The following is a 20,020-nucleotide window of genomic DNA, read 5'->3' as shown; positions in this document are numbered from 1 at the left end:
ATGAGCGCCAACCCCCGGGGCCGCGGCCGCGGTCGTGCGAAGAAGGGCCACGACGAGGCCGAGCACCCCGACGAGCGCTGGATGGCGTCCTACATGGACATGATCACGGTGCTGATGTGCATGTTCCTGGTGCTCTTCGCGATGTCGACGGTCGACCAGGAGAAGTACATCGCCCTGAAGAACTCCCTGGCGACCGGCTTCGGCGAGGTGAAGTCGCAGAAGGTCGACACCGCCAGCGGCACGGTGGTGACGAAGGACCAGGTCGAGGACGGATCCGGGTACTCCAGCGACAAGTCGCAGGCCGACCACTCGACGGCGTCGTCCGGCGCGGAGGACACCAACGTCGACCCCGCGTCGACCGTCGTGCCGGTGACCGCGACGAAGCAGGACGTCGCCGCCGCGAAGCAGGAGCTGGACGACCTCACCGCGATCGAGACGGCGATCAAGCGGAACCTCGCGAAGGCCGGGCAGACCGCCAACGTGCAGTTCACCGTCGATGCCCGTGGCCTGATCGTCCGGCTCATCGGCAGCGAGACGTACTTCGGCACGAACAGCGCGGACCTGTCCGACCAGGCGAAGTCGATCATGGACGCGATCGCCCCGGTGCTGCAGGGCAGCCACCACGACGTCAGCGTCGAGGGGCACGCCGACCAGCGGAACTCGACGGCGCCGTACGCCACGAACTGGGAACTCAGTGCGGCCCGGGCGACGGGGGTCCTCCGCGACCTGGTCGAGCGCGGCGGGATGCCGGGCGACCACGTGCAGAGCGTCGGCTTCGGGTCGAGCCGGCCGCTCGCGAAGGGCGGCACGGACCAGGACCTCGCGCTCAACCGACGGGTCGACATCGTGGTGCTGTCGAACGCCGACCAGGACGTCAGCGCGCTGATGCCGGCGCTCGCGAAGGCGCAGGACGGAGCGCGCCAGGGCTGACACGCGATCGGCGGCCCGACCGGACCCCGCCTCCCCAGTACGGGGTACAGCACTGACGGGTGCCACACAGGCGACCGATAGACGCACCCGTGACCGAGACCCTGCCCGCGCCCGAGGTGTACGACTTCGCGCGCCCGTCGACGCTCGCCCGCGAGCACGCCAGGGTCCTCGAGCTCGCGTTCGAGACGTTCGCGCGCCAGTGGGGCACGCAGCTCACCGCGAAGGTCCGCGCCGTCAGCCAGGTCACCTGCGAGCAGGTGCAGATGGTGACGTACGACGAGTACGCCGCCTCGCTGCCCGCGCTCACCGGCATGGTGCTGCTGCCGATCGCCGACGTCGTCCCGAAGGGCGTCCTGCAGGTCCCGCTCGACGCCGCCCTGACCTGGGTCTCGCACGCCCTCGGCGCCTCGAAGCCCCTGCCGACCCCGGAGCGCACCTTCACGCCCATCGAGCAGGCCCTCGTGCGCAAGATCGTCGAGGACGCCCTCGACGACCTCCGGTACTCGTTCGGCGGGCTGCTCGCGCACGACGTCACGGCCGGCGGCTTCCAGTTCAACTCGCAGTTCGCCCAGGCCGCCCAGAAGGGCGACCTGATGATCGTCGCGGCGTTCTCGATCCGCGTCGGCGACCGCGTCGCCCCCGGCACCCTCGCCCTGCCGGCCGAGGCCGTGCTGCCGCAGCTCGGCGAGGCCGCCGCCAACGTGTCGCCCGCCGACGCCCAGGCCCTGCTCGACGCGCAGCTCGCGGGCGTGCCCGTCGGGGTCAGCCTGCGCTTCGCCCCGGCGACGGTCCTGCCGACGCAGGTGCTCCGGCTCGCCGTCGGTGACGTCCTGCCGTTGCCGCACCCGCAGCACCGTCCCCTCACCATCGCGGTCGACGGGGAACCCGTCGGCACCGCCGCGGTCGGCGCGAACGGCTCGCGCCTCGCCGGCATCGTCGTCACCACCACCTCGGCTTCCGCCGGCACGTCGTCCGCAACCAGCACGGAGCTCGCATGAACGCCACGACCACCCTCCAGACCACCGCGGCCGAGTCGCTCGCGGCGCAGCTCCCGACGGCCGTCCCGCTGGGTGCACAGCTGCTGCCGGGAGGCGCGACCCCCGTCGTGCTCGAAGCGGCGACCGACGCCGTGGTCGCCTCGTTCGTCGGCGGCCTGTCGGCCGATCTGGCCCTCGTGCTCACCGACCTCGAGGCCGTGATCGCGGCCGGCGGCACCGACCACGGGATCGTCGCCGTCACCGACGTGCTGCGACCGTCGCTCGAGGCCGCCGCGTCCGTGCTCGGCGTCGGGGTCCTCGGTGAGGCGAGCCGCGAGTCGGCCGCCGCGCTGCTGGCCGACCCCGACACGGTGGTGTTCGAGCTGGCCGCCGGTGGTGTGCCGAGCGGCTGGTTCGGCATCCGCGTGCGCGAGCACGGCACGGTCTCGGCCGCCGCGCCGGTCGGTGTGCCCGCCGGCAACCTCGGCCGCATCAACAACGTCGAGATGACCCTGACCGTCGAGATCGGGCGCACCCGCATGTCGGTCCGCGACGTGCTCGGCATGGAACCCGGAGCGGTCGTGGAACTCGACCGCAGCGCCGGTGCCCCCGCCGACGTCCTGCTGAACGGGCGCCTGATCGCGCACGGCGAGGTCGTCGTGGTCGACCAGGACTACGCGGTCCGGATCACCCGCATCCTCGACGTCGCCGAATCCCTCTGAGCCTGCCCGTGGACACCCTCCTCGTCACCCTCCGCGTCGCGCTGTCGCTCGGCGTCGTGCTCGCCCTCATGTGGGTGCTGCACCGCGCCAGCAAGAAGCGCTTCGCGGGCAGGACCTCCGGGCGCCGTGCGGCGACCGTCGAGGTCGTCGGTCGCCAGGGCCTGGGCGGCAAGGCGAGCGTCGTCGTGGTCGACGTCGAGGGGGAGCGCCTCGTGCTCGGGGTCTCCGAGCAGGGCGTCAGCCTGTTGACGAGCGGGCAGGCGCCCGCTCCCGAACTCACCATCGTGACCGGACCCGTGCAGCTGCCCGTGCGTCCCGCCCCGTCGGCCGACGCGTTCGGTCAGGAACTGGCGCTGCAGGCGGACGCCCCCACGGGCCTCCCGGAGGCCCTGCCGATGCGCCCGCGCAACCGTCGTCCGCAGCGCACCACGCTGCCGACCGCGCAGCAGCTGCAGGGGTCGATCCTGTCGGTCGACACGTGGCGGCAGGCGGCCGCGGCGCTCCGGAACCGGCGGGTCGGGTGACCGCCGCAGGGTCGCACCGGCTGGCGCTGTCCGGACGCGTCGTCGCCCTCGTCCTGCTCGGGCTGGCCGTCGTCGCCGGCTTCCTCATGCTCACCGCGACCGGTGCCCACGCCGCCGGGGTCGTGGAGCCGACCGCTCCCGCCACCCCGACCGCTCCCGCGGACGGCGACTTCAGCGTCAGCGTGAACGGTCCGGACGGCACCCCGTCGTCGGCGGTCGTGACGCTCATCGGCATCACGCTGCTCAGCGTCGCCCCGGCGCTCATGCTGATGATGACGTCGTTCACGAAGATCTTCGTCGTCCTGGCGATGACCCGGAACGCGCTCGGACTGCAGTCGATCCCGCCGAACCAGGTGATCGCGGGCCTGGCGCTGTTCCTGTCGCTGTTCGTGATGGCGCCGGTGCTCGGGCACATCAACGACGACGCGCTGCAGCCCTACCTCGCCGGCCACCTGGACTTCGACCAGGCCGTCGAGATCGGCACGAAGCCCCTGCGGACGTTCATGCTGCACCAGACCCGCGACGAGGACGTCGCCCTGATCACCCGCGCCGCCGGCCTCGACAACCCGAAGTCGATGGCGGACGTGCCGATGACGACGGTCATCCCGGCGTTCATCATCTCGGAGCTCCGCAGCGCCTTCATCATCGGGTTCGTCATCTTCATCCCGTTCCTGGTGATCGACCTCGTCGTCTCGGCGGCGCTCATGTCGATGGGCATGATGATGCTCCCGCCGGTCATGATCTCGCTGCCCTTCAAGATCCTGCTCTTCGTCCTGGTCGACGGCTGGGGCCTCATCATCACGTCGCTCATCGAGAGCTACCACGTTGTCTAGGGGGCGCGCATGAACCAGCAGGCCGTCATCGACCTGGTCCTCCAGGCACTCCTCGTGTCGGCGAAGCTCGCGGCGCCGGTGCTCATCACGTCGCTCGTCGTCGGCTTCGCGATCTCGCTGTTCCAGTCCGTGACCCAGATCCAGGAGGTCACGCTCTCGTTCGTGCCGAAGGCCGTCGCGGTCGCGATCGCCCTGGTGATCTGCGGCAACTGGATGATCTCGGAGATGGTGGCTTTCACCCACGTCGCCTTCGACATGATCCCGAAGCTGCTCGGGAGCGGTTGATGGAGCTCAGCGTCGACGCCGACCGTCTGGAGGCGACCATGCTCGCGGGCGTCCGGCTCGTCGCGTTCTTCGTCATCGCGCCGCCGTTCTCGTACCGGGCGTTCCCCGGCACCGTGAAGGTGATCCTCGGGCTCGGCCTGGCGATCGGCGTCGCCCCGCGCGTCGCCGTCGGGTACGAGTCGCTCGCCACCGGGCCGTTCCTGCTCGCACTGCTCACCCAGCTCGTCGTCGGGTTGTCGCTCGGCTTCCTCGTGTTCCTGGTGTTCGCCGCGGTGCAGTCCGCCGGTGCGCTCATCGACCTGTTCGGCGGGTTCACGCTGGCACAGGCGTTCGACCCGCAGTCGCAGGTCAACGGCGCCCAGTTCACCCGGCTGTTCCAGATGGCGGCGCTCGCGCTCCTGTTCACCTCGGGCGGGTACCAGCTCATCGTCGGTGGGCTCGTGCGGTCCTTCGACGCCGTGCCGCTGACCGGGGCGTTCGCCGTCGACGGTCTGGCGCACGCCCTCGTGGCGGCGATGTCGCAGATGTTCCTCGCGACGTTGCAGATCGCCGGGCCCCTGGTGGTCGTGCTGTTCCTGGCGGACGTCGGCCTCGGTCTGCTCACCCGCGTCGCGCCGGCCCTCAACGCGTTCCAGATGGGGTTCCCGATCAAGATCGGGCTGACCGTCCTGTTCGCCGGTGCGCTCTTCATGGCGCTGCCCTCGGTGGTGTCGTCGTTGACCGGCGACGCCGTGCAGGCGATCACGGGACGGGGGTGAGGCGCCGTGTCCGACAGTGGTGAGAAGTCCGAGAAGGCCACCCAGAAGCGCATGCAGGAGGTCCACCGGAAGGGCCAGCTCGGCCGGTCCCAGGACCTCGGTGCGTGGATCGGCATCGCCGTCGTCGCGCTCATGGTGCCGTCGATGATCGGCAACGCGGCAGCCGCAGGCACCGCGCAGCTCGTCGCCGTGCAGTCCGTCATCGCGAACCCGACCATCGGCACCATGAACCACGTGTTCGGCGAGGCGATGGCGAGCGTCGGCGCGACCCTCGGACCGATGCTCGCGGTGGTCCTCGTCGCGGTCACCGCGGCCGCCGTCGCGCAGGGCGGGGTGCACATCCGGAAGCTCGCACCGGAGGCGTCGCACTTCGACCCCATCGCGGGCCTGAAGCGCGTGTTCGGCGTCCAGGCGCTCTGGAACGGGGCGAAGGCCCTGCTGAAGACCGCCGTCGTCGGGCTCGTGCTCTGGTTCGCCGTGCAGGGCCTGATGCCCGTGCTCATGACGAGCGGCTCGCTGCCGTTGTCCGCCGTGCTCGAGGCGGCAGCGGACGGCGCCGGCACCCTGCTCCGCGCCGCGATCGCCGCCGGGCTCGTCCTCGCGGCGATCGACGTGCTCGTCGTCATCCGCCGCAACCGCAAGCGCACCATGATGACCAAGCGCGAGGTCAAGGACGAGCACAAGAAGAGCGACGGTGACCCGCTCGTCAAGGGCCAGCGCCGCTCCCGTCAGCTCGCGATGAGCCGCAACCGGATGATCGCGTCCGTGGGCACCGCGGACGTCGTCATGACGAACCCGACCCACTACGCCGTCGCGCTCAAGTACGAGCCGGGCAAGGCCGCACCGCGGGTGGTCGCGAAGGGCGCCGGCCCGGTCGCCGACGTCATCCGCGCCCGTGCCGAGGAGGAACGCGTGCCGATCGTCCGCGACGTCCCGCTCACCCGTGCCCTGCACGCCGCGTGCGAGCTCGGGCACGAGATCCCCGTCGACCTGTACACGCCGGTGGCCCGGGTGCTGTCGTTCGTGATGGCGCTCAAGGCCCGCGGTGCAGCGGCCGGCACCCACGCACCACCGCGGCCGACCACGCCCGACGAGGTCGCGAGCGTCATCGACCCGGCGACGCTCACCGGCGACCTCCGCCCCCGCAGGCTCCGCACACCGCGCACCGCAGCGAACCAGACCGAAGGACTCCCCGCATGAACCGCAAGGACCTGCCGAAGCTCGTCGTCCCGGTGTTCATCGTCGGCATCATCCTGCTGCTGATCCTGCCGGTGCCGTCGTTCCTGCTCGACTTCCTGATCATCTGCAACATCCTGCTGGCGCTGGTGATCCTGCTCACGACGCTGTTCGTGAAGAAGCCGCTCGACTTCTCGGTGTTCCCGTCGCTGCTGCTCGTCGCGACGCTGTTCCGCCTCGGCCTGAACGTCGCGTCCACCCGCCTCGTGCTCGGCGAGGGCTTCGCCGGCGACGTCATCCAGGCGTTCGGCCACGTCGCCGTGTCCGGGTCGATCATCATCGGCGCGGTGATCTTCCTGATCCTCATCGTCATCCAGTTCGTCGTCGTCACGAAGGGCGCCGAGCGCGTCGCCGAGGTCGGGGCACGGTTCACCCTCGACGCCATGCCCGGCAAGCAGATGGCGATCGACGCCGACCTGAACGCCGGGCTCATCACCGACCAGCAGGCGAAGGACCGCCGGGCCGCGGTCTCCGCCGAGGCCGACTTCTACGGCGCGATGGACGGCGCCTCGAAGTTCGTCAAGGGCGACGCGATCGCCGGCATCCTGATCATCATCATCAACCTGGTCGGCGGCATCGCGATCGGCATGCTGCAGAACGGGCTCTCCGCCACCGACGCCCTGTCGAAGTACGGCATCCTGACCATCGGCGACGGCCTCGTCACGCAGATCCCGGCGCTGCTCATGGCGGTGTCCACCGGCATGATCGTCACCCGCTCCGGCGCGGAGTCCGAGATGGGCGCCTCGGCCGCGACGCAGCTGTCGCAGTCACGCAACGCGCTGATGATCGCCGGCGTCGCCGCCATCGCGATGGGGTTCATCCCCGGCATGCCGATCCTGCCGTTCCTGCTCGTCGGTGCGACGCTGCTGTTCACGGCCTGGCGCATCGGCCGGAACGCCGCGAACGCCGAGTCGGCCGCCGCCGAGCAGCAGGCCCTCGAGGCCGCAGCGCCCACCGGCGACACCCCCGAGGACCTCATCGAGCAGATGCGGGTGCACGCCCTCGAGATCCTCCTCGCGCCCGACCTGGTCGACATGGTGTCCGGCGCCTCCGACGACCTGCTCGGCCGCGTCCGTGCGCTCCGCCGGAAGATCGCCGTCGACATGGGCATCGTCGTGCCACCGGTCCGCACCCGCGACAGCATCGACCTGCCACCGTCCACCTACGCCATCCGGATCGCCGGCGTCGAGGCCGGCCGCGGCACCGCTCCGGCCCGCAGCGTGCTCGCGCTCGGCGACCACCTGGACGGACTGCCGGGCGCCTCGACGGTCGAGCCGGTGTTCGGTCTGACCGGCAAGTGGGTGCCCGCCGAACTCCGGCACGCCGCCGAGATGACCGGCGCCACCGTGATCGACCGCGTGTCCGTCCTGGTGACGCACCTGCAGGCCGTCATCGGCGACAACGCCGCCCGCCTGCTCACCCGCGAGGACGTCAAGGTCCTGACCGAGGGCGTCAAGCAGGTCAACCCCGCCGCGGTCGAGGAGCTCGTGCCGGGCATGCTCTCGATGGCCGAACTCCAGCGCGTGCTGCAGGGCCTGCTCGCCGAGCGGGTCCCGATCAACGACCTCGGCCGGATCTGCGAGGCCCTCACCCTGCGGGCCAAGGCGTCCACCGAACCCGAGGGGCTCGTCGAGGCCGCACGCGCCGCGCTCGGTCCCGCCCTCGCCGCCCGCTACACCGACCAGGGCACGCTCCGCGTCATCATGATCGACCCGCTGCTCGAGCAGTCGATGCTCGAGGGCCTGCGCCCGTCCGAGCAGGGCAGCCAGATCGTCCTCGACGCCCACCGCATCGAGCAGGTCCTCGGGTCCGTCCGCGACGCCGTGCGCAGCGTCGAGGACCAGGGCCTGTCCGCCGCCCTGGTCTGCGCCCCGCAGCTCCGACCGGCCGTGCACCGCATGGTCGCCGCGCAGTCGAACGGGCTCCCGGTGCTGTCGTACCAGGAGGCCACCGCCGCGGGTTCCACCATCGAGACCGTGGGAGTGGTCCGTGCCGCCGACCCGATTGCAGCGTAGCGGCGCCACGCTCGACGAGGTCCGCGACGCCGTCCGGACCGAGTTCGGCGCGGGCGCACGGATCGTCTCCGCCGAGCGGGTCACCACGCCGGGCATCGGCGGGCTGTTCCGCAGGGCGCACGTCGAGGCCACCGTCGAGGTGCCGGAGCCGGGGGAGACCCCGACCGCACGCGTGGTCATCGCCGACTCGCCCGTCCAGCGGATCGGGATCGCGGCGCTGCTCGCGGACGCCGAGGAGGCCGAGGCCCGCATCGCGGGTGGTGACGGCACCGCGACCACGCGCGCCGACGCGTTCGCGTCGGTGCTCGACGGCTTCGTGGCGGACGGGATCACGGGGAGCGCCCCGCGCCCGACGCGCGTCCTGCCGGAGCCGGACGGGTCTGCGGACGTCGACCCGCGCCTCCAGGCCGTTGCCGACACCCTGCCAGGAGGCCCGGCCACCGTCCCCGACGCCACACCCGCCGTGCGCGTGGCCCGGCCCACGGCCCCTGCCGCGCGATCTGCTGTTCCTGCCGCGCGGTCTGCTGTTCCGGCAGTGCGGTCTGCTGATGGTGACCTGGTGCTGCTGGTCGGTCGACCGAACGACGTCGACGCCGCCGCCGGCCTGTTCGCCGTCCGGCACGCACTGCGCCCGACCGACGCCGCCGACCGACGGTCCGCGATCCTCGCCCGCGCCGACGGCGTGCGCGACGGCCACGCCGTGCTCGCCGTGGCGGCCTGGGACGACCGCGCCACGGGCGACCGGATCGAGGCGGACCAGGTCTGGGTCGTCGTCGACGTCGGCCGGAAGCCGGAGGACTCGGCGGCCATGGTCTCCGCGGTGGCCGCGTGGTTGCCGGTGGCCGGCGTCGTCGCGATCGGCGCCGGAGAGACCGCCACGCCGGAGTCCGTCGACCTGCTGGGGGTCCCCGTCCTGTCGCTAGGCTGAGCGGGTGCTGGTACTCACGCGGAAGGTCGGCGAGCGGATCCTCGTCGGTGACGACATCGTCATCACGGTCCTCGACGCCCGGGGGGACGGCGTGCGGATCGGCATCGACGCGCCACGCGGGGTGAAGATCCAGCGCGAAGAGGTCGTGCGCGCGGTCGCCGAGGCGAACGCCGAGGCCGCTGCGGCTGCCGGTACGTCCGGTGCCTCCGGAGACGACGCCGAGGCGCGGCTGCGCGCGGCGCTCGGCGACCGCGGCGGGGCCGACCGGGCGTAGTCCGGGCCGTCGCGCGCCGTGGTGCGCGTCGCGCCCCGTGGCGGGCCGCGCGCCCCGTGGCGGGCGTCGCGCCCCGTGGTGGGCGTCGCGCCCCGTGGTGGGCGTCGCGCCCCGACTCTTCGGGGCGCGACGACGCTGGCGGGGCGCGGACCGGACGGAACGACGGGCGGCTACGCGCGGGGCTTCTTCTCCTGTTCGGGGAGCCGTCCGGCTGCCGCCTCGGCGGCGAACCACGCACGGGCCTCGTCCTGGCGCGCCTGCTCCTCGCCGAGCGCGATCGGCGCCCGCACGTGGCCGGGCTCGTAGCCGAAGGTCTCGATGAGCTGCGGGACGACCGGACGGAGCCGCGCGACGAGCCGGTCGATCGACGCCGAGACCGCACGGGCTCGCTGTGCGCTCAGGCGGCCGTGCACCAGGTGCCAGTCGAGGTGCTGCTCGAGCAGTCCGAGCGCGAACAGGTCGCGCAGCCACACGAGCACCCGGCGGGTGTCGCCCTCGGGGACCGCGTCGAGCGCCTCGGTGAAGGCATCCCACTGCATGAGCTCGGCGTGGGCTCGCGCGGCCTCGATGAGCTCGTGCTGCGACCGGTTCAGGAGCACGGCCTGACGGACGCGGTCCTTGCCGGCGGTGTTCAGCCGGAGCCCGATCTCGGTGACCATGGTGTCCACTCGGCCGGCGAGCAGCGCCCGCTGGGTGGCGGGGTCGTGCAGGTCGGTGACGCTCGCCGCGAGTGACCCGCGGTCGGCGACCGTCTGCCCGAGGCGGCGGATCCCGGAGGCGTCCGCGAGCTTCACGCCGACCTGGGCGGCGACGAACTTCGCGGTCGATGCGGCATCGCGCGGCGCCCGCTTCCGGAAGTCGGTGAGCAGCCGCTTGCCGACGAGCTGCAGCAGGACGGTGTTGTCGCCCTCGAACGTGACGTAGACGTCGAGGTCGGCACGCAGGCTCGTCAGGCGGTTCTCGGCGAGGAAGCCCGCGCCGCCGCAGGCCTCGCGGCACTCCTGCAGGGTGTCGAGGGCGGACCACGTCGACAGCGACTTGAACGCGGCGGCCTGGGTCTCCAGGTCCTCGCGGCGCTCCGGGGTGTCGGCACGCCCGCTGAACACGTCGTCGAAGGTGCGGAGCAGCTGCTCGTGCGCGAAGGACTGCGCGAACACCGTCGCCAGGCGGGGGATGAGCCGGCGCTGGTGCCGCCCGTAGTCGAGCAGGACGCCCTCGACACCGCCTGCGGTCGGGAACTGCCGACGCTGCATGGCGTAGGTGAGCGCGATCTGCAGCCCGATCTTCTGCGCGACGACCGCGGCGCCGTCGAGCGACACGCGGCCCTGCACCAGGGTGCCGAGCATCGTGAAGAAGCGGCGACCGGGGGAGTCGATCGGCGAGCTGTAGGTGCCGTCCTCGGCGACGTCGCCGTAACGGTTCAACAGGTTCGTGCGGGGGATTCGGACGTGGTCGAAGTGCAGCCGACCGTTGTCGATCCCGTTCAGACCGCCCTTGACGCCGTCGTCCTCGCCGCCGACGCCGGGCAGGAACGCGCCGTCGTCGTCGCGGAGCGGCACGTAGAAGGCGTGGACGCCGTGGTCGACGCCCTGGGTGACGAGCTTCGCGAAGACGACGGCCGCCTTGCCGTGCAGGGCCGCGTTGCCGATGTAGTCCTTCCACGCCCCACGGAACGGGGTGTGGACCACGAACTCCTGCGTCGCCGGGTCGTAGGTGGCCGACGTGGCGATGTTCTGCACGTCCGAACCGTGGCCGGTCTCGGTCATCGCGAAGCAGCCGGGCACGTCGAACCCGATGATGCCGGGCAGGAACTCCTCGTGGTTCCGCGCGGTGCCGAGGTGGTGCACCGCGGAGCCGAACAGGCCCCACTGCACGCCGGCCTTGATCTGCAGCGACGGGTCGGCGGTGGTGATCTCCTCGAACGCCGCCAGGTTGCCGCCGTGGTTGTCCTGGCCGCCGAGCTCGCGCGGGTACGGGCGCTGGATCGCGCCGGCGTCCACCAGGATCTGCAGCTGCTCGAACGCGCGGGCGCGGTGCTCGATGGTGCCGAGGCCCTCGGTCTTGTGCAGTGCGGGGTCGAGCACGAGGCGGCGCGAGATGCGGCGGTCCTCGGCCCAGCGGCCGAGCAGGAGGGTCTCGACCATGTCGACGTCGATGCGGATGTCGGTGTTCGTGCTCGTTCTCGCGCTGGTGTTCGTGCTCGCGCTGTTGTTCGTGCTCGCGGTGTTGCTCGTGTCCTCGCCGGCGTCGCGCTTCGTCTTCGGGGTGCCGGTGTGCTGCGCGGATGCGGTGTCGACCATGGTCGGAGTCCTCCTGAACTGCGGTGTCCGGTGTTGCACGACCCACGCTAGACACCGCGCCCGACAGCCGGCGGAACGCGGTGCGGGGCGTACAACCCTGGTCCACGCGGACCGGCCGCGTTGGTGGGAACCCTCCAAGCGCCCCGGCGGCCGGATTTGTTGAGCACCCATCGACGATTGGGCGTGCCACCAGCCCGCGGGGCAGACTGGCCGACATGTCAGGCTCCACCACGGGACACGATCCCAAGCCCAAACGCACCTTCTTCGGACAGCCGTTCGAGCTGTCGACACCGTTCGCGGTGGAGCTCTGGGAGCGGTTCTCGTTCTACGGGATGCAGGGCATCGTCCTCATCTACATGTACTACACCGTCACGCAGGGCGGCCTCGGGATCGACAAGGGTGTCGCGAGCGGGATCATGGGCGCCTACGGCGGCGCCGTCTACCTGTTCACCATCATCGGTGCGTGGATCGCGGACCGGCTGCTCGGTGCCGACCGCACGCTCTTCGGCAGCGCGGTCGTCGTCATGCTCGGGCACATCGCCCTGGCGCTCATCCCCGGGGTCGCAGGCGTCGGCGTCGGCCTCGTGCTCATCGCGCTCGGGTCCGGCGGGCTCAAGGCGACCGCCACGACGATCGTCGGTGGGCTCTACAGCCGCGACGACCCCCGTCGTGACGCCGGCTTCTCGCTGTACTACCTGGGCGTGAACCTCGGAGCGTTCTTCGGACCGCTCCTGACCGGCCTGCTGCAGAGCTCGCTCGGCTTCCACTACGGCTTCGGGCTCGCCGCCGTCGGCATGGCCGCGGGGCTGGTGCAGTACGCGATCCGGCGCAAGAACCTGCCCGACACCGTCCGCCACGTCACGAACCCGGTCGACCGCCGTCGCCTGCCGCTGATCGGTGTCGGCGTCGTCGTCGCCCTCGGTGTGGTCGTGGTCGCCGTGCTCACCGGGCTGCTGAACGTCGGCAACCTGCCCACCGTGGTCGTCGCGATCGTGATCCTCGCCACGATCGGCTACTTCGTCGTCATCCTGACGAGCGGCATCACCGCGCAGGAGCGCTCGCGAGTGTTCGCGTTCATCCCCCTCTTCATCGGCAGCGCGGTGTTCTGGTCGCTCTACCAGCAGCAGTTCACCGTCGTCACCGTCTACTCCGACGAGCGACTGGACCGCTCGCTGTTCGGGTGGGAGATGCCGGTGTCGTGGGTGCAGTCGATCAACCCGGTCTTCATCATCGTGCTGTCCGGGGTCTTCGCGGCGCTCTGGACCAAGCTCGGCGACCGCCAGCCGTCCACGCCGACGAAGTTCGCCCTCGGCACCGGGATCATGGGTGTCGCGTTCCTGCTGTTCCTGCCGTTCGTCAACTCGGGCCAGAACGGCACGCCCCTGCTCGCCCTGGTCGGGATCCTGCTGGTCTTCACGCTCGCCGAGCTGCTGCTGTCACCCGTCGGGCAGTCGGTCGCCACGAAGCTCGCGCCGCCGAAGTTCCAGACGCAGATGGTCGCGCTCTTCTTCCTGTCGGTGTCGCTCGGGACCGCCGTCACCGGGGTGCTGTCGCGCTACTACGACCCGGCGGACGAGGCCCCGTACTTCACGATCCTCGGTCTCGTCGCCGTGGCGGTCGGCGTGGTCTTGCTCGTCCTGGCGAAGCCGGTCCTGAAGCTCATGCGCGGTATCCGCTGATCCGTCGCGCATCCGCTAACCTGAGGGAAGCCACACGGCCGAAGCAACCAAGGAGTCACCCCATGCTCGAACTCATCGCCGGCATCATCATCGGCATCGGCGTCCTCGGTGGTGTGGGCTGCTGCATGGCGGTCGCCGCCATGATGAAGAGCGGCTCCGAGGAGTACTGAGCCCGCTGGGCTACTCGCCGCTGCCGGTCGTGATCGGCACCAACTGACGACTCAGGACGGTCGCGCGCTCGAAGGGGCCGCGGCCGTCCTTCGTGTACACGGGCTCCTCGAACGCGACCGTCCACGACAACGGTTCGCCGACACCGGGGTACCCGACGATCTGGTTGCCGCCGGGAGCCACGATGACGCCGATCGGCTCGTCGGCCCACCGCTCGCCGCCCTGCGCGGAGTCGATGACCTGCACGAGCGCGCCGATGCCGAGGCCGGGGGCGTCGTCGGGGCGGGGCTTGGGGGAACGTCGTCCGAACACGCCATCACCGTAGCGTGCTCGCCGATCTGCCACCTCCGTTCTGCGGGCCGAGGCTCGACGACCTGCGGACGGGGTACCGCCGAGGGCGCCGCCGAGGTTCGACGACACGCGGCCGGGGCATCGCCGAGGTTCCACGACATGCCGCGCGCGTTCCGTCCGGGTTCCACGGATGCCCGCTGGGGCGCCCGAGGTTCCGAGATTTTGGAACCTGACGAGTCGGACGCGGAGGTTCTGCGACACGCCGCCGGGGCATCGCCGAGGTTCCACGACATGCCGCGTGCGTGCCGTCCGGGTTCCACGGATGCCCGTTGGGGCGCCCGAAGTTCCGAGATTTTGGAACCTCGGGGACGGCACCGGGCACCCGGCACCCGGCACCCGGCGACCGCGCCCCAGGTCAGGCGTCGGCGGGGACGCGGGCGATCTCGGTGATGGACGAGTGGCCGGTCTCGGGGTGCTTGCGCATCGAGAGCAGCCGTTCCATCGACGGCTCGAGCGCCGTGACCTTGTCGAGCGGCGCACTCACCACCAGCTGGAACCCGAGCCGGAGCCACGCGGTGACCGCACGGCCGGCGAACTCCGAGTCCGCCTTGATGAACGCCTCGTCGAGGAACACCGGGGCGAACCGGGGACGGGGACGGGTCTCGTCGCCGAGCTGGTACCGGAGCGCCGCACCGACGATGAACGCCACGAGCTCCTGCGTCTCACCACCGGACTTGTCGCCGAGCGACGAGTACACGCCGAGGTCGACGCCCGACGTGTCGTAGCGCACGGCCGTGATCTCCATGTGCCGTCGGACGTCGAGCACGGCGTCGCGCTGCGTGGTGCGACCACGGGCGGCGTCGGGGTCGGGGCGGATGACGGCCATGAAGCGCCGGAGCCGGCGGAACCGGGTCTCGAGCACGTCGTCGGTCAGCTCGGAGTCGACCGAGGCGGACAGGGCGCGGAGCTCGCGGCGGAACGCGGTGACGTCCTCGCGCGTCACCCGGCGGATCTGGATCTTCAGGCGGTCGCGGTTCGCGCCGAACGGCAGGTCCCGCAGGATCTCGTTGACCGGCTCGAGACGCTCCTCGATCTCGACGACGGCACGGTCGAACGCGCCGGCGAGCGGGACGAGGTCCTCGCCGCTCCACTGCGACAGCCGCCGACGCCACTCGGTGCGGCGGGCGTGCAGTCCGGTCGCGACGATCTGGTCGAGGATGGCGTGGTAGTCCGGGTAGGACGCGACGCCGGTGCCGAGGTTCGGGTCCGGCCAGGCGTCCTGGTACCGCTGGAACGTGAGCGTCAGCGACGTCGAGGCCGCTGCGGCACCGTCGAGCGCCTGCGACAGCCGTTCCTCCAGGCGGCGCCGGAGCCGTCGGGTGGCGTCGTCGAAGCCGTCCACGCCGTCCGGGGCGCCGACCTCGGCGAACGTCTCGGCGAGCAGTCGCGACTGCTCGTCGTCGGGCAACGACTCGGGGGTGTCGTCGAAGCGCGACAGGATCTCGGCGGCGGCGTCCTGGCCGTCGACGAGCACGGCGTGCCGCTCCTCGAGCCGCTGCACGGAGAGCCGTGCGGCGGAGCGTCGGTCGGCGGTCTCGTCGAGCGACTTCCGCAGGCGGGCGACCGAGGCGCGCAGGGTCCGCAGACCGTCGTCGGCGGCGAGCAGCGCCTGGCGTTCCTCGTCGAGTCGGGCCAACGAGGTCTCGACCCCCTCGACGTCGATGGCGTCCCATGTCACGTCGACGACGTGCTGGTGGGCGGCGCGCAGGACGTCGAGCGCGGTGAGGTCCTGTGCGACGTCGGTGCGACGGGCCTCGAGCGTGGCGAGGTCCTGCGCGATCGACGCGAGCTCCTGCTCGACGGCGGCGACGCGGGCCTCGTTCGTGAAGCCGATGACGTTGGCCTGGCGCCGGTCGCCGTGCGCACCACGACGGCCGTCGCGGAGCTGGCCGGACTCGGTGACGCGCCGGCCACCGCCGCCGAGCTCGGAGGCGTCGGTCACGCATCGGGCGTCGGTGCGCTCGGACTCGATCCGCTCGCGCACCCAGGTGCTGAACGGCGAGTGCTTGATCGCGAGCTTGCCGGAGACCATCGCGGGGTCGCCGTCGAGGTCCAGGTGCGGACCGGTCGGCACACCCTCGAACTGCACGCGGACCGGCAGGCGGAGCGCGTCGATCGCCTCGCTGAACGCGCCCAGCCGGTCCTGGTCGACCAGCAGGGTGCGGGCGACGGGAGCCAGCACGGACTCGATCGCCGTGCGCCAGCGTTCCTCGCCGGGCTGCACGTCGAGCAGTTCCGCGACGAAGGGCAGGTCTGCGGGGTCGATGCCGGCCGCCCGGGCCATCGCGAGCCGGGCCTCGTGCATCGGCAGCGGCATCGCGCCCTGGCGGTGCTCGAGCGACTGCCGCTCCTGCCGGAGCGAGCGCTCCCGGTCGAGGAGCGGGTACTCCTCGCGCGTCAGGGCGTCACGGCGGTCGTCCAACGACGAGCGCGAAGCAGCGTAGGAACCGAGGAACTCGTGCGAGCTGCGCTGCGCGGAAGTGAAGTCGGCCTCGGTCGCGACGGACGTGCCGAGCACCGCGGTCCGCTCGTCGAACGTCGCCCGGGTGCGGACGACGGCGTCGCGTTCGCGCGTGCGGCGGTCGATGCGGTCCTCGAGCTGGGCGAGCGCGTTGCCGCCCTGGTCGCGCAGCCGCGCCTCGGCGTCGCGCAGCTCGATCTCCACGGCGGCGTGCCGGGCCTCGGCAGCGGCGACCTCGGCGCGCGATGCCGTGCGCTCCCGTGCGTTCCGCGAGACCTCGGCGTCGAGCAGATCGCGCTTCCGCGAGGCCGTCCAGTGCGCGAACGGGGAGACCTCGGCACCGGTGGCGATGCCGTCCAGCGCCTCGGCCGCGGCCTTCGAGCGTTCGATCTCGTCGTGCAGGTCGGTGATGGGGGAGAGGATGCGGACCTTGCGTTCCTCGGTGTCCATCGCCTCGTATGCCTCGTCGAGCGCGGAGAAGTGCGCGAGGGCACGGTCGGCCGCCTCGTAGGTGCCGGGGGTCTCGAGCACGAGCGACTTGTACAGCGCGTCGACCGTCGGCAGGTGCTGCCCGGCCTGGATGCGCGCGAGCAGGCGCATCGCCCGGTTGCCGCCACCGGAGTCGCCGATGCCGAGGCGCGTCTGCAGCGTGTACGCGAGCTCCTGGTAGGTGTCGCGGATGACGAGGCCGGGAACACGACCGGTCAGTTCGAGGTGGTGGAACCGCGTCGGCACGAACTCCTCGAGGCGACGCAGGTCGAAGGTGTCGTCGACCGTGGCCATGGTCATCTGGATGTCGCCGACGCCCCGCGCGCGCTTCGGCACGATGTACGCCCGCAACACCGTGAAGCGGCGCTCGTCGTCGTTCCGGAACGTGACCGCGGCCGCACCCCAGGTGGTCTGGTCGTCGCCGCGCAGGTTCACGTCGCGCAGGGCGCCGGACTCGGGGTCGCGGCGGGTGTCGACCTTGCCGCGCAGGTACGTGAGCAGGTTGCGCTGGTCGGCGCTGCGGGCACGCCCGGTCGTGGCGTCGTTCGAGGCGCCGTTGAACGGCACGTCGGACGGCATCATCACGGCCAGGTACGCGTCCATGAGCGTGGACTTGCCGGTGCCGGACGCGCCGGAGATGAGCGTCGCGGTGCCGGACAGCTCGACCTGGCGGTGACCGTGGAACCCGCCCCAGTTGACGACCTGCATCGACTCGGCGCGCCACTGCGCGACCGTGTCGAAGAGCGCCGGGATCTCGAACGTGTCGGTCACGCTTCCGTCTCGCCTTCGTCGTCGGTGTCGGTGTCGTCAGTCGGGAGGCCCGGGTCGGCTCCGTCGGTCGGCTCGCCGCCCGGGGCGGTCGCCACTTCCTGCGCGGTGGTGGTCCGCAACCACGTGTCCAGTTCCAGCAGGCGCTCCAGGGGCAGCAGCACCTCGACGACGCTCGCCACCCGGAAGCGGTCCGGGTCGGACGTGCGGATCAGGATGCGCGCCGTGACGAGGCGCTCGACGGCCTTCGCCACACGGCCCTCGTCACGGGTGCGGTCGGTCGCGGTGGCCGGTCGGAACCCGGCGACGTGCCCGAGGATCTCAGAGCGGTCGACGACGACCTGGTCCGGCCCCGGTCGGGCATCGGCTCGCAGCCGCATCCGCAGGTAGACGAGGACGATCGTCTCCTCGCGGGTGTACGGCAGGTCGCGCAGCAGCGTGGGGAACGTCCGGCGCTGGCTCTCCGAGCGGGCCTGGCGCTTCCAGGCGACCTCGCGGTCACGGTCGACGTGCAGCTCGAGGAACAGGTCGTTCAGGCGCGACCGCAGTTGGTACTCGCCGTCGAGCACCGCACGCCACTCGTCGGGGTGCGTGCGGGAGCTGACGTACGAGTGGCGGAGCAGCGCCACCAGGGCGCGGCGCTGGTGCTCGTCGAGCCGACCCTCGTCGCCCTCGAAGAGGGCGAAGCTGGACTCGTCGCGTTCGTCGTCCTGCAGGACCGTTGCGGGGTCGTCGTAGGGGACCGTCTCGTCGACCGGTGTCGGCGTCGTGTCGCTCACCGTGCCTCCTGTGCGTTCTGTGTGTCGTCGTGGGGTTCGCCGGCCGGCGTGCGCTCCGCAGCGAGCGCCGCGGTGGGCATGTGGAAGGTCACCGGGCTGCCGTCCGGGCGCACCGTGCGGTGTTCGGCGAGGTGCGCGGCGGACTCGAAGTCGTCGCGCCCCGTCAGCAGGTGGGCGAGGCCGAACAACTCGACCGGTCGGCGCTGCTCGGGCGGCAGCCCGTGGAAGGCGTCGACGCTCGAGTCGGCCTCGGCGAACCGGAGTGCGGCGCGCAGCTCGGTCAGGAGCGGACCGCCGTGCTTGCGGAGCATCTCGACGTCGAGGTCCTCGAAGACGTCGTCGTCGGGTTCCTCGATGGGCGGCGGCACCGACTCGGCGTCCGGGTCGTAGAAGCGTTCGCGCAGGGTGCCGACCTCGGCCGATGCCGGCAGCAGCGGGAGCGGGATGCGGTCGCGCGCCCCGCCCTGGTCCATCAGCGTCGCCAGGCCGCGGTTGATCGAACGGATGACGGCGTCGAGCTCGCGGTCGCGGACCACGTCGTGGGCGACGATCTGGTCGCGGAGCGTGGCGGTGAGCTGGCGGCGCTGGGCGAGGACGTCCTCGATGCCCTGGCGGAGGATCGTCACCGTGTTGCGGAACGCGCGACGCTCACCGGCGCCGAGGCCCTCGGCGAAGGGGTGGGACAGGATCGTCGCGATGTCGTCCCGCAGGCGGAGCAGCAGCGCGTCGTCGCGCAGGAGCTCGAAGGCGCCCTCGAACGCGCGGCCCTCCGGTGTGGCCTGCATCAGGTTGTCGGTGCGTGCGAGGTAGTCGTCGAGGATCTCGCCGATCGGACGGACCTCTTGCCGGAAGTCCTCGACGATCGAGCGGTGCATCGTCGCGACGGCCTCTTCCACGCGCTTGAAGTCGCTCGGGAGCTGCCGGATGAGGTCGGAGATGTTCGTGTAGCCGTCGCGCATCCGGTCGTCCTCGACGGTGACGACGTCGTCACCGTGCTCGAGGCGTTCGCGTTCGGCCTGCAGCTCGGCGATCTGGGCGTCGATGCGGCGGATCTGCACGTCGGGGTCGGGCTCGGCGCGTGCGGCCCAGCGGTGCACGGCGTCCACGATCATGGCCAGGCGGCTCTCGCTGATCAGGGCACGGTCGGCGGACAGTGCGTCGACGAGGCTCAGGGCCTCGAGCGCGTGGCTCGTCAGGGAGTACTGCTCGTCGCCGTCCGGGGAGTTGGAGCGCACGAGCCACTGGGCCGCCACCCACTCACGACAGAGGGCACGGCCGTTCGGTCGGGGGTCCTGCTCGGCCTGCTCGTGCTGGTCGCTCGCGGGCACGCGCGCGCCCGAGGCCTGCAGGCGGGCGACGTGCTCCTCGACCTGCAGGTGCATGCGGTCGGCGGGGACGTACTGGACGTCGCGGTCGAAGACCGTGCGGAACACGGCGAGGACTGTCGCGCTCGTCGGGCGGGACATGAGCCGCAGGGTCGGACGGTCGAGGACCGCTCGGACCCGGGCGAACTCGAGGTCGACGTCGGTCATGCGCCCCTTCG

The 20,020-nt window shown here is 71.7% G+C and carries 17 protein-coding genes; 12 read left to right on the top strand and 5 right to left on the bottom strand.

Going from position 1 to position 20,020, the window contains the following annotated elements; genetic code table 11:
* The 11 genes from EDF63_RS08970 to csrA all read left to right on the top strand — a co-directional run bounded on the left by EDF63_RS08970 (position 1) and on the right by csrA (position 9,482).
* On the top strand, positions 1 to 930 hold the full coding sequence (locus EDF63_RS08970) for a flagellar motor protein MotB (RefSeq protein WP_123312693.1): 930 nt from the start codon (positions 1 to 3) through the stop codon (positions 928 to 930).
* Positions 931 to 1,019: 89 nt separating this feature from the next.
* Complete coding sequence (locus EDF63_RS08965; RefSeq protein ID WP_123312692.1) at positions 1,020 to 1,928, top strand: flagellar motor switch protein FliM; 909 nt, start codon at positions 1,020 to 1,022, stop codon at positions 1,926 to 1,928.
* Positions 1,925 to 2,629: a flagellar motor switch protein FliN gene (gene fliN / locus EDF63_RS08960; protein WP_123312691.1), complete on the top strand. Its 705-nt coding sequence runs from the start codon at positions 1,925 to 1,927 to the stop codon at positions 2,627 to 2,629. The genes EDF63_RS08965 and fliN overlap by 4 nt, the downstream gene beginning before the upstream one ends.
* 8 nt (positions 2,630 to 2,637) lie before the next feature.
* Positions 2,638 to 3,153 (top strand): flagellar biosynthetic protein FliO, encoded by a 516-nt coding sequence (locus EDF63_RS08955; RefSeq protein WP_123312690.1) that lies wholly within the window; start codon positions 2,638 to 2,640, stop codon positions 3,151 to 3,153.
* Positions 3,150 to 3,986: a flagellar type III secretion system pore protein FliP gene (fliP, locus tag EDF63_RS08950; protein WP_123313118.1), complete on the top strand. Its 837-nt coding sequence runs from the start codon at positions 3,150 to 3,152 to the stop codon at positions 3,984 to 3,986. The genes EDF63_RS08955 and fliP overlap by 4 nt, the downstream gene beginning before the upstream one ends.
* Positions 3,987 to 3,995: 9 nt before the next feature.
* Positions 3,996 to 4,271, top strand: a complete 276-nt coding sequence (gene fliQ, locus EDF63_RS08945; protein ID WP_123312689.1) for a flagellar biosynthesis protein FliQ — start codon at positions 3,996 to 3,998, stop codon at positions 4,269 to 4,271.
* Positions 4,271 to 5,029: a flagellar biosynthetic protein FliR gene (locus EDF63_RS08940; RefSeq protein WP_123312688.1), complete on the top strand. Its 759-nt coding sequence runs from the start codon at positions 4,271 to 4,273 to the stop codon at positions 5,027 to 5,029. The genes fliQ and EDF63_RS08940 overlap by 1 nt, the downstream gene beginning before the upstream one ends.
* A gap of 6 nt (positions 5,030 to 5,035) precedes the next feature.
* Positions 5,036 to 6,229 carry a flagellar biosynthesis protein FlhB gene (locus EDF63_RS08935; protein WP_123312687.1) on the top strand — a complete coding sequence of 398 codons (1,194 nt, stop codon included), beginning with the start codon at positions 5,036 to 5,038 and terminating at the stop codon, positions 6,227 to 6,229.
* Positions 6,226 to 8,280, top strand: coding sequence for a flagellar biosynthesis protein FlhA (locus tag EDF63_RS08930; RefSeq protein ID WP_123312686.1), 2,055 nt, complete (start codon positions 6,226 to 6,228; stop codon positions 8,278 to 8,280). Before EDF63_RS08935 ends, EDF63_RS08930 begins: the two co-directional genes overlap by 4 nt.
* A complete protein-coding gene (locus tag EDF63_RS08925) occupies positions 8,255 to 9,208 on the top strand; it encodes a hypothetical protein (RefSeq protein WP_123312685.1) in 954 nt (317 codons plus the stop codon). The genes EDF63_RS08930 and EDF63_RS08925 overlap by 26 nt, the downstream gene beginning before the upstream one ends.
* A 4-nt stretch (positions 9,209 to 9,212) precedes the next feature.
* Positions 9,213 to 9,482, top strand: coding sequence for a carbon storage regulator CsrA (gene csrA / locus EDF63_RS08920; protein ID WP_123312684.1), 270 nt, complete (start codon positions 9,213 to 9,215; stop codon positions 9,480 to 9,482).
* Between the two features lie 170 nt (positions 9,483 to 9,652).
* On the opposite strand, the gene EDF63_RS08915 is transcribed toward csrA, so the two are convergent.
* Entirely contained in the window at positions 9,653 to 11,782 is a 2,130-nt protein-coding gene (locus tag EDF63_RS08915; RefSeq protein ID WP_123312683.1) for an acyl-CoA dehydrogenase, read from the bottom strand.
* Between the two features lie 215 nt (positions 11,783 to 11,997).
* Between EDF63_RS08915 and EDF63_RS08910 the strand changes: the two genes are divergently transcribed.
* A complete protein-coding gene (locus EDF63_RS08910) occupies positions 11,998 to 13,461 on the top strand; it encodes a peptide MFS transporter (RefSeq protein WP_123312682.1) in 1,464 nt (487 codons plus the stop codon).
* A gap of 180 nt (positions 13,462 to 13,641) precedes the next feature.
* Here the strand turns inward: EDF63_RS08910 and EDF63_RS08905 are convergent, their stop codons facing one another.
* The 4 genes from EDF63_RS08905 to EDF63_RS08890 form a co-directional block, all read right to left on the bottom strand.
* Positions 13,642 to 13,941, bottom strand: coding sequence for a hypothetical protein (locus tag EDF63_RS08905; RefSeq protein ID WP_123312681.1), 300 nt, complete (start codon positions 13,939 to 13,941; stop codon positions 13,642 to 13,644).
* Positions 13,942 to 14,335: 394 nt separating this feature from the next.
* The gene (locus EDF63_RS08900; RefSeq protein ID WP_123312680.1) at positions 14,336 to 17,701 is read right to left on the bottom strand and encodes an ATP-binding protein; all 3,366 of its coding nucleotides are present in this window, start codon (positions 17,699 to 17,701) and stop codon (positions 14,336 to 14,338) included.
* The gene (locus EDF63_RS08895; protein ID WP_123312679.1) at positions 17,698 to 18,477 is read right to left on the bottom strand and encodes a DUF4194 domain-containing protein; all 780 of its coding nucleotides are present in this window, start codon (positions 18,475 to 18,477) and stop codon (positions 17,698 to 17,700) included. The genes EDF63_RS08900 and EDF63_RS08895 overlap by 4 nt, the downstream gene beginning before the upstream one ends.
* The gene (locus EDF63_RS08890; RefSeq protein WP_123312678.1) at positions 18,474 to 20,009 is read right to left on the bottom strand and encodes a DUF3375 family protein; all 1,536 of its coding nucleotides are present in this window, start codon (positions 20,007 to 20,009) and stop codon (positions 18,474 to 18,476) included. Before EDF63_RS08890 ends, EDF63_RS08895 begins: the two co-directional genes overlap by 4 nt.
* Positions 20,010 to 20,020: the final 11 nt, after the last annotated feature.

The sequence above is a fragment of the Curtobacterium sp. JUb34 genome, assembly GCF_003755065.1.
GTDB lineage: Bacteria > Actinomycetota > Actinomycetes > Actinomycetales > Microbacteriaceae > Curtobacterium.
This window is presented reverse-complemented; position numbering and strand designations above follow the sequence as displayed.

Coding starts and splice junctions, on each gene's coding strand:
- fliN (WP_123312691.1), top strand. CDS start 1,925: ATGAACGCCACGACCACCCTCCAGACCACCGCGGCCGAGTCGCTCGCG.
- EDF63_RS08890 (WP_123312678.1), bottom strand. CDS start 20,009: ATGACCGACGTCGACCTCGAGTTCGCCCGGGTCCGAGCGGTCCTCGAC.
- EDF63_RS08930 (WP_123312686.1), top strand. CDS start 6,226: ATGAACCGCAAGGACCTGCCGAAGCTCGTCGTCCCGGTGTTCATCGTC.
- fliQ (WP_123312689.1), top strand. CDS start 3,996: ATGAACCAGCAGGCCGTCATCGACCTGGTCCTCCAGGCACTCCTCGTG.
- EDF63_RS08940 (WP_123312688.1), top strand. CDS start 4,271: ATGGAGCTCAGCGTCGACGCCGACCGTCTGGAGGCGACCATGCTCGCG.
- EDF63_RS08910 (WP_123312682.1), top strand. CDS start 11,998: ATGTCAGGCTCCACCACGGGACACGATCCCAAGCCCAAACGCACCTTC.
- EDF63_RS08970 (WP_123312693.1), top strand. CDS start 1: ATGAGCGCCAACCCCCGGGGCCGCGGCCGCGGTCGTGCGAAGAAGGGC.
- EDF63_RS08915 (WP_123312683.1), bottom strand. CDS start 11,782: ATGGTCGACACCGCATCCGCGCAGCACACCGGCACCCCGAAGACGAAG.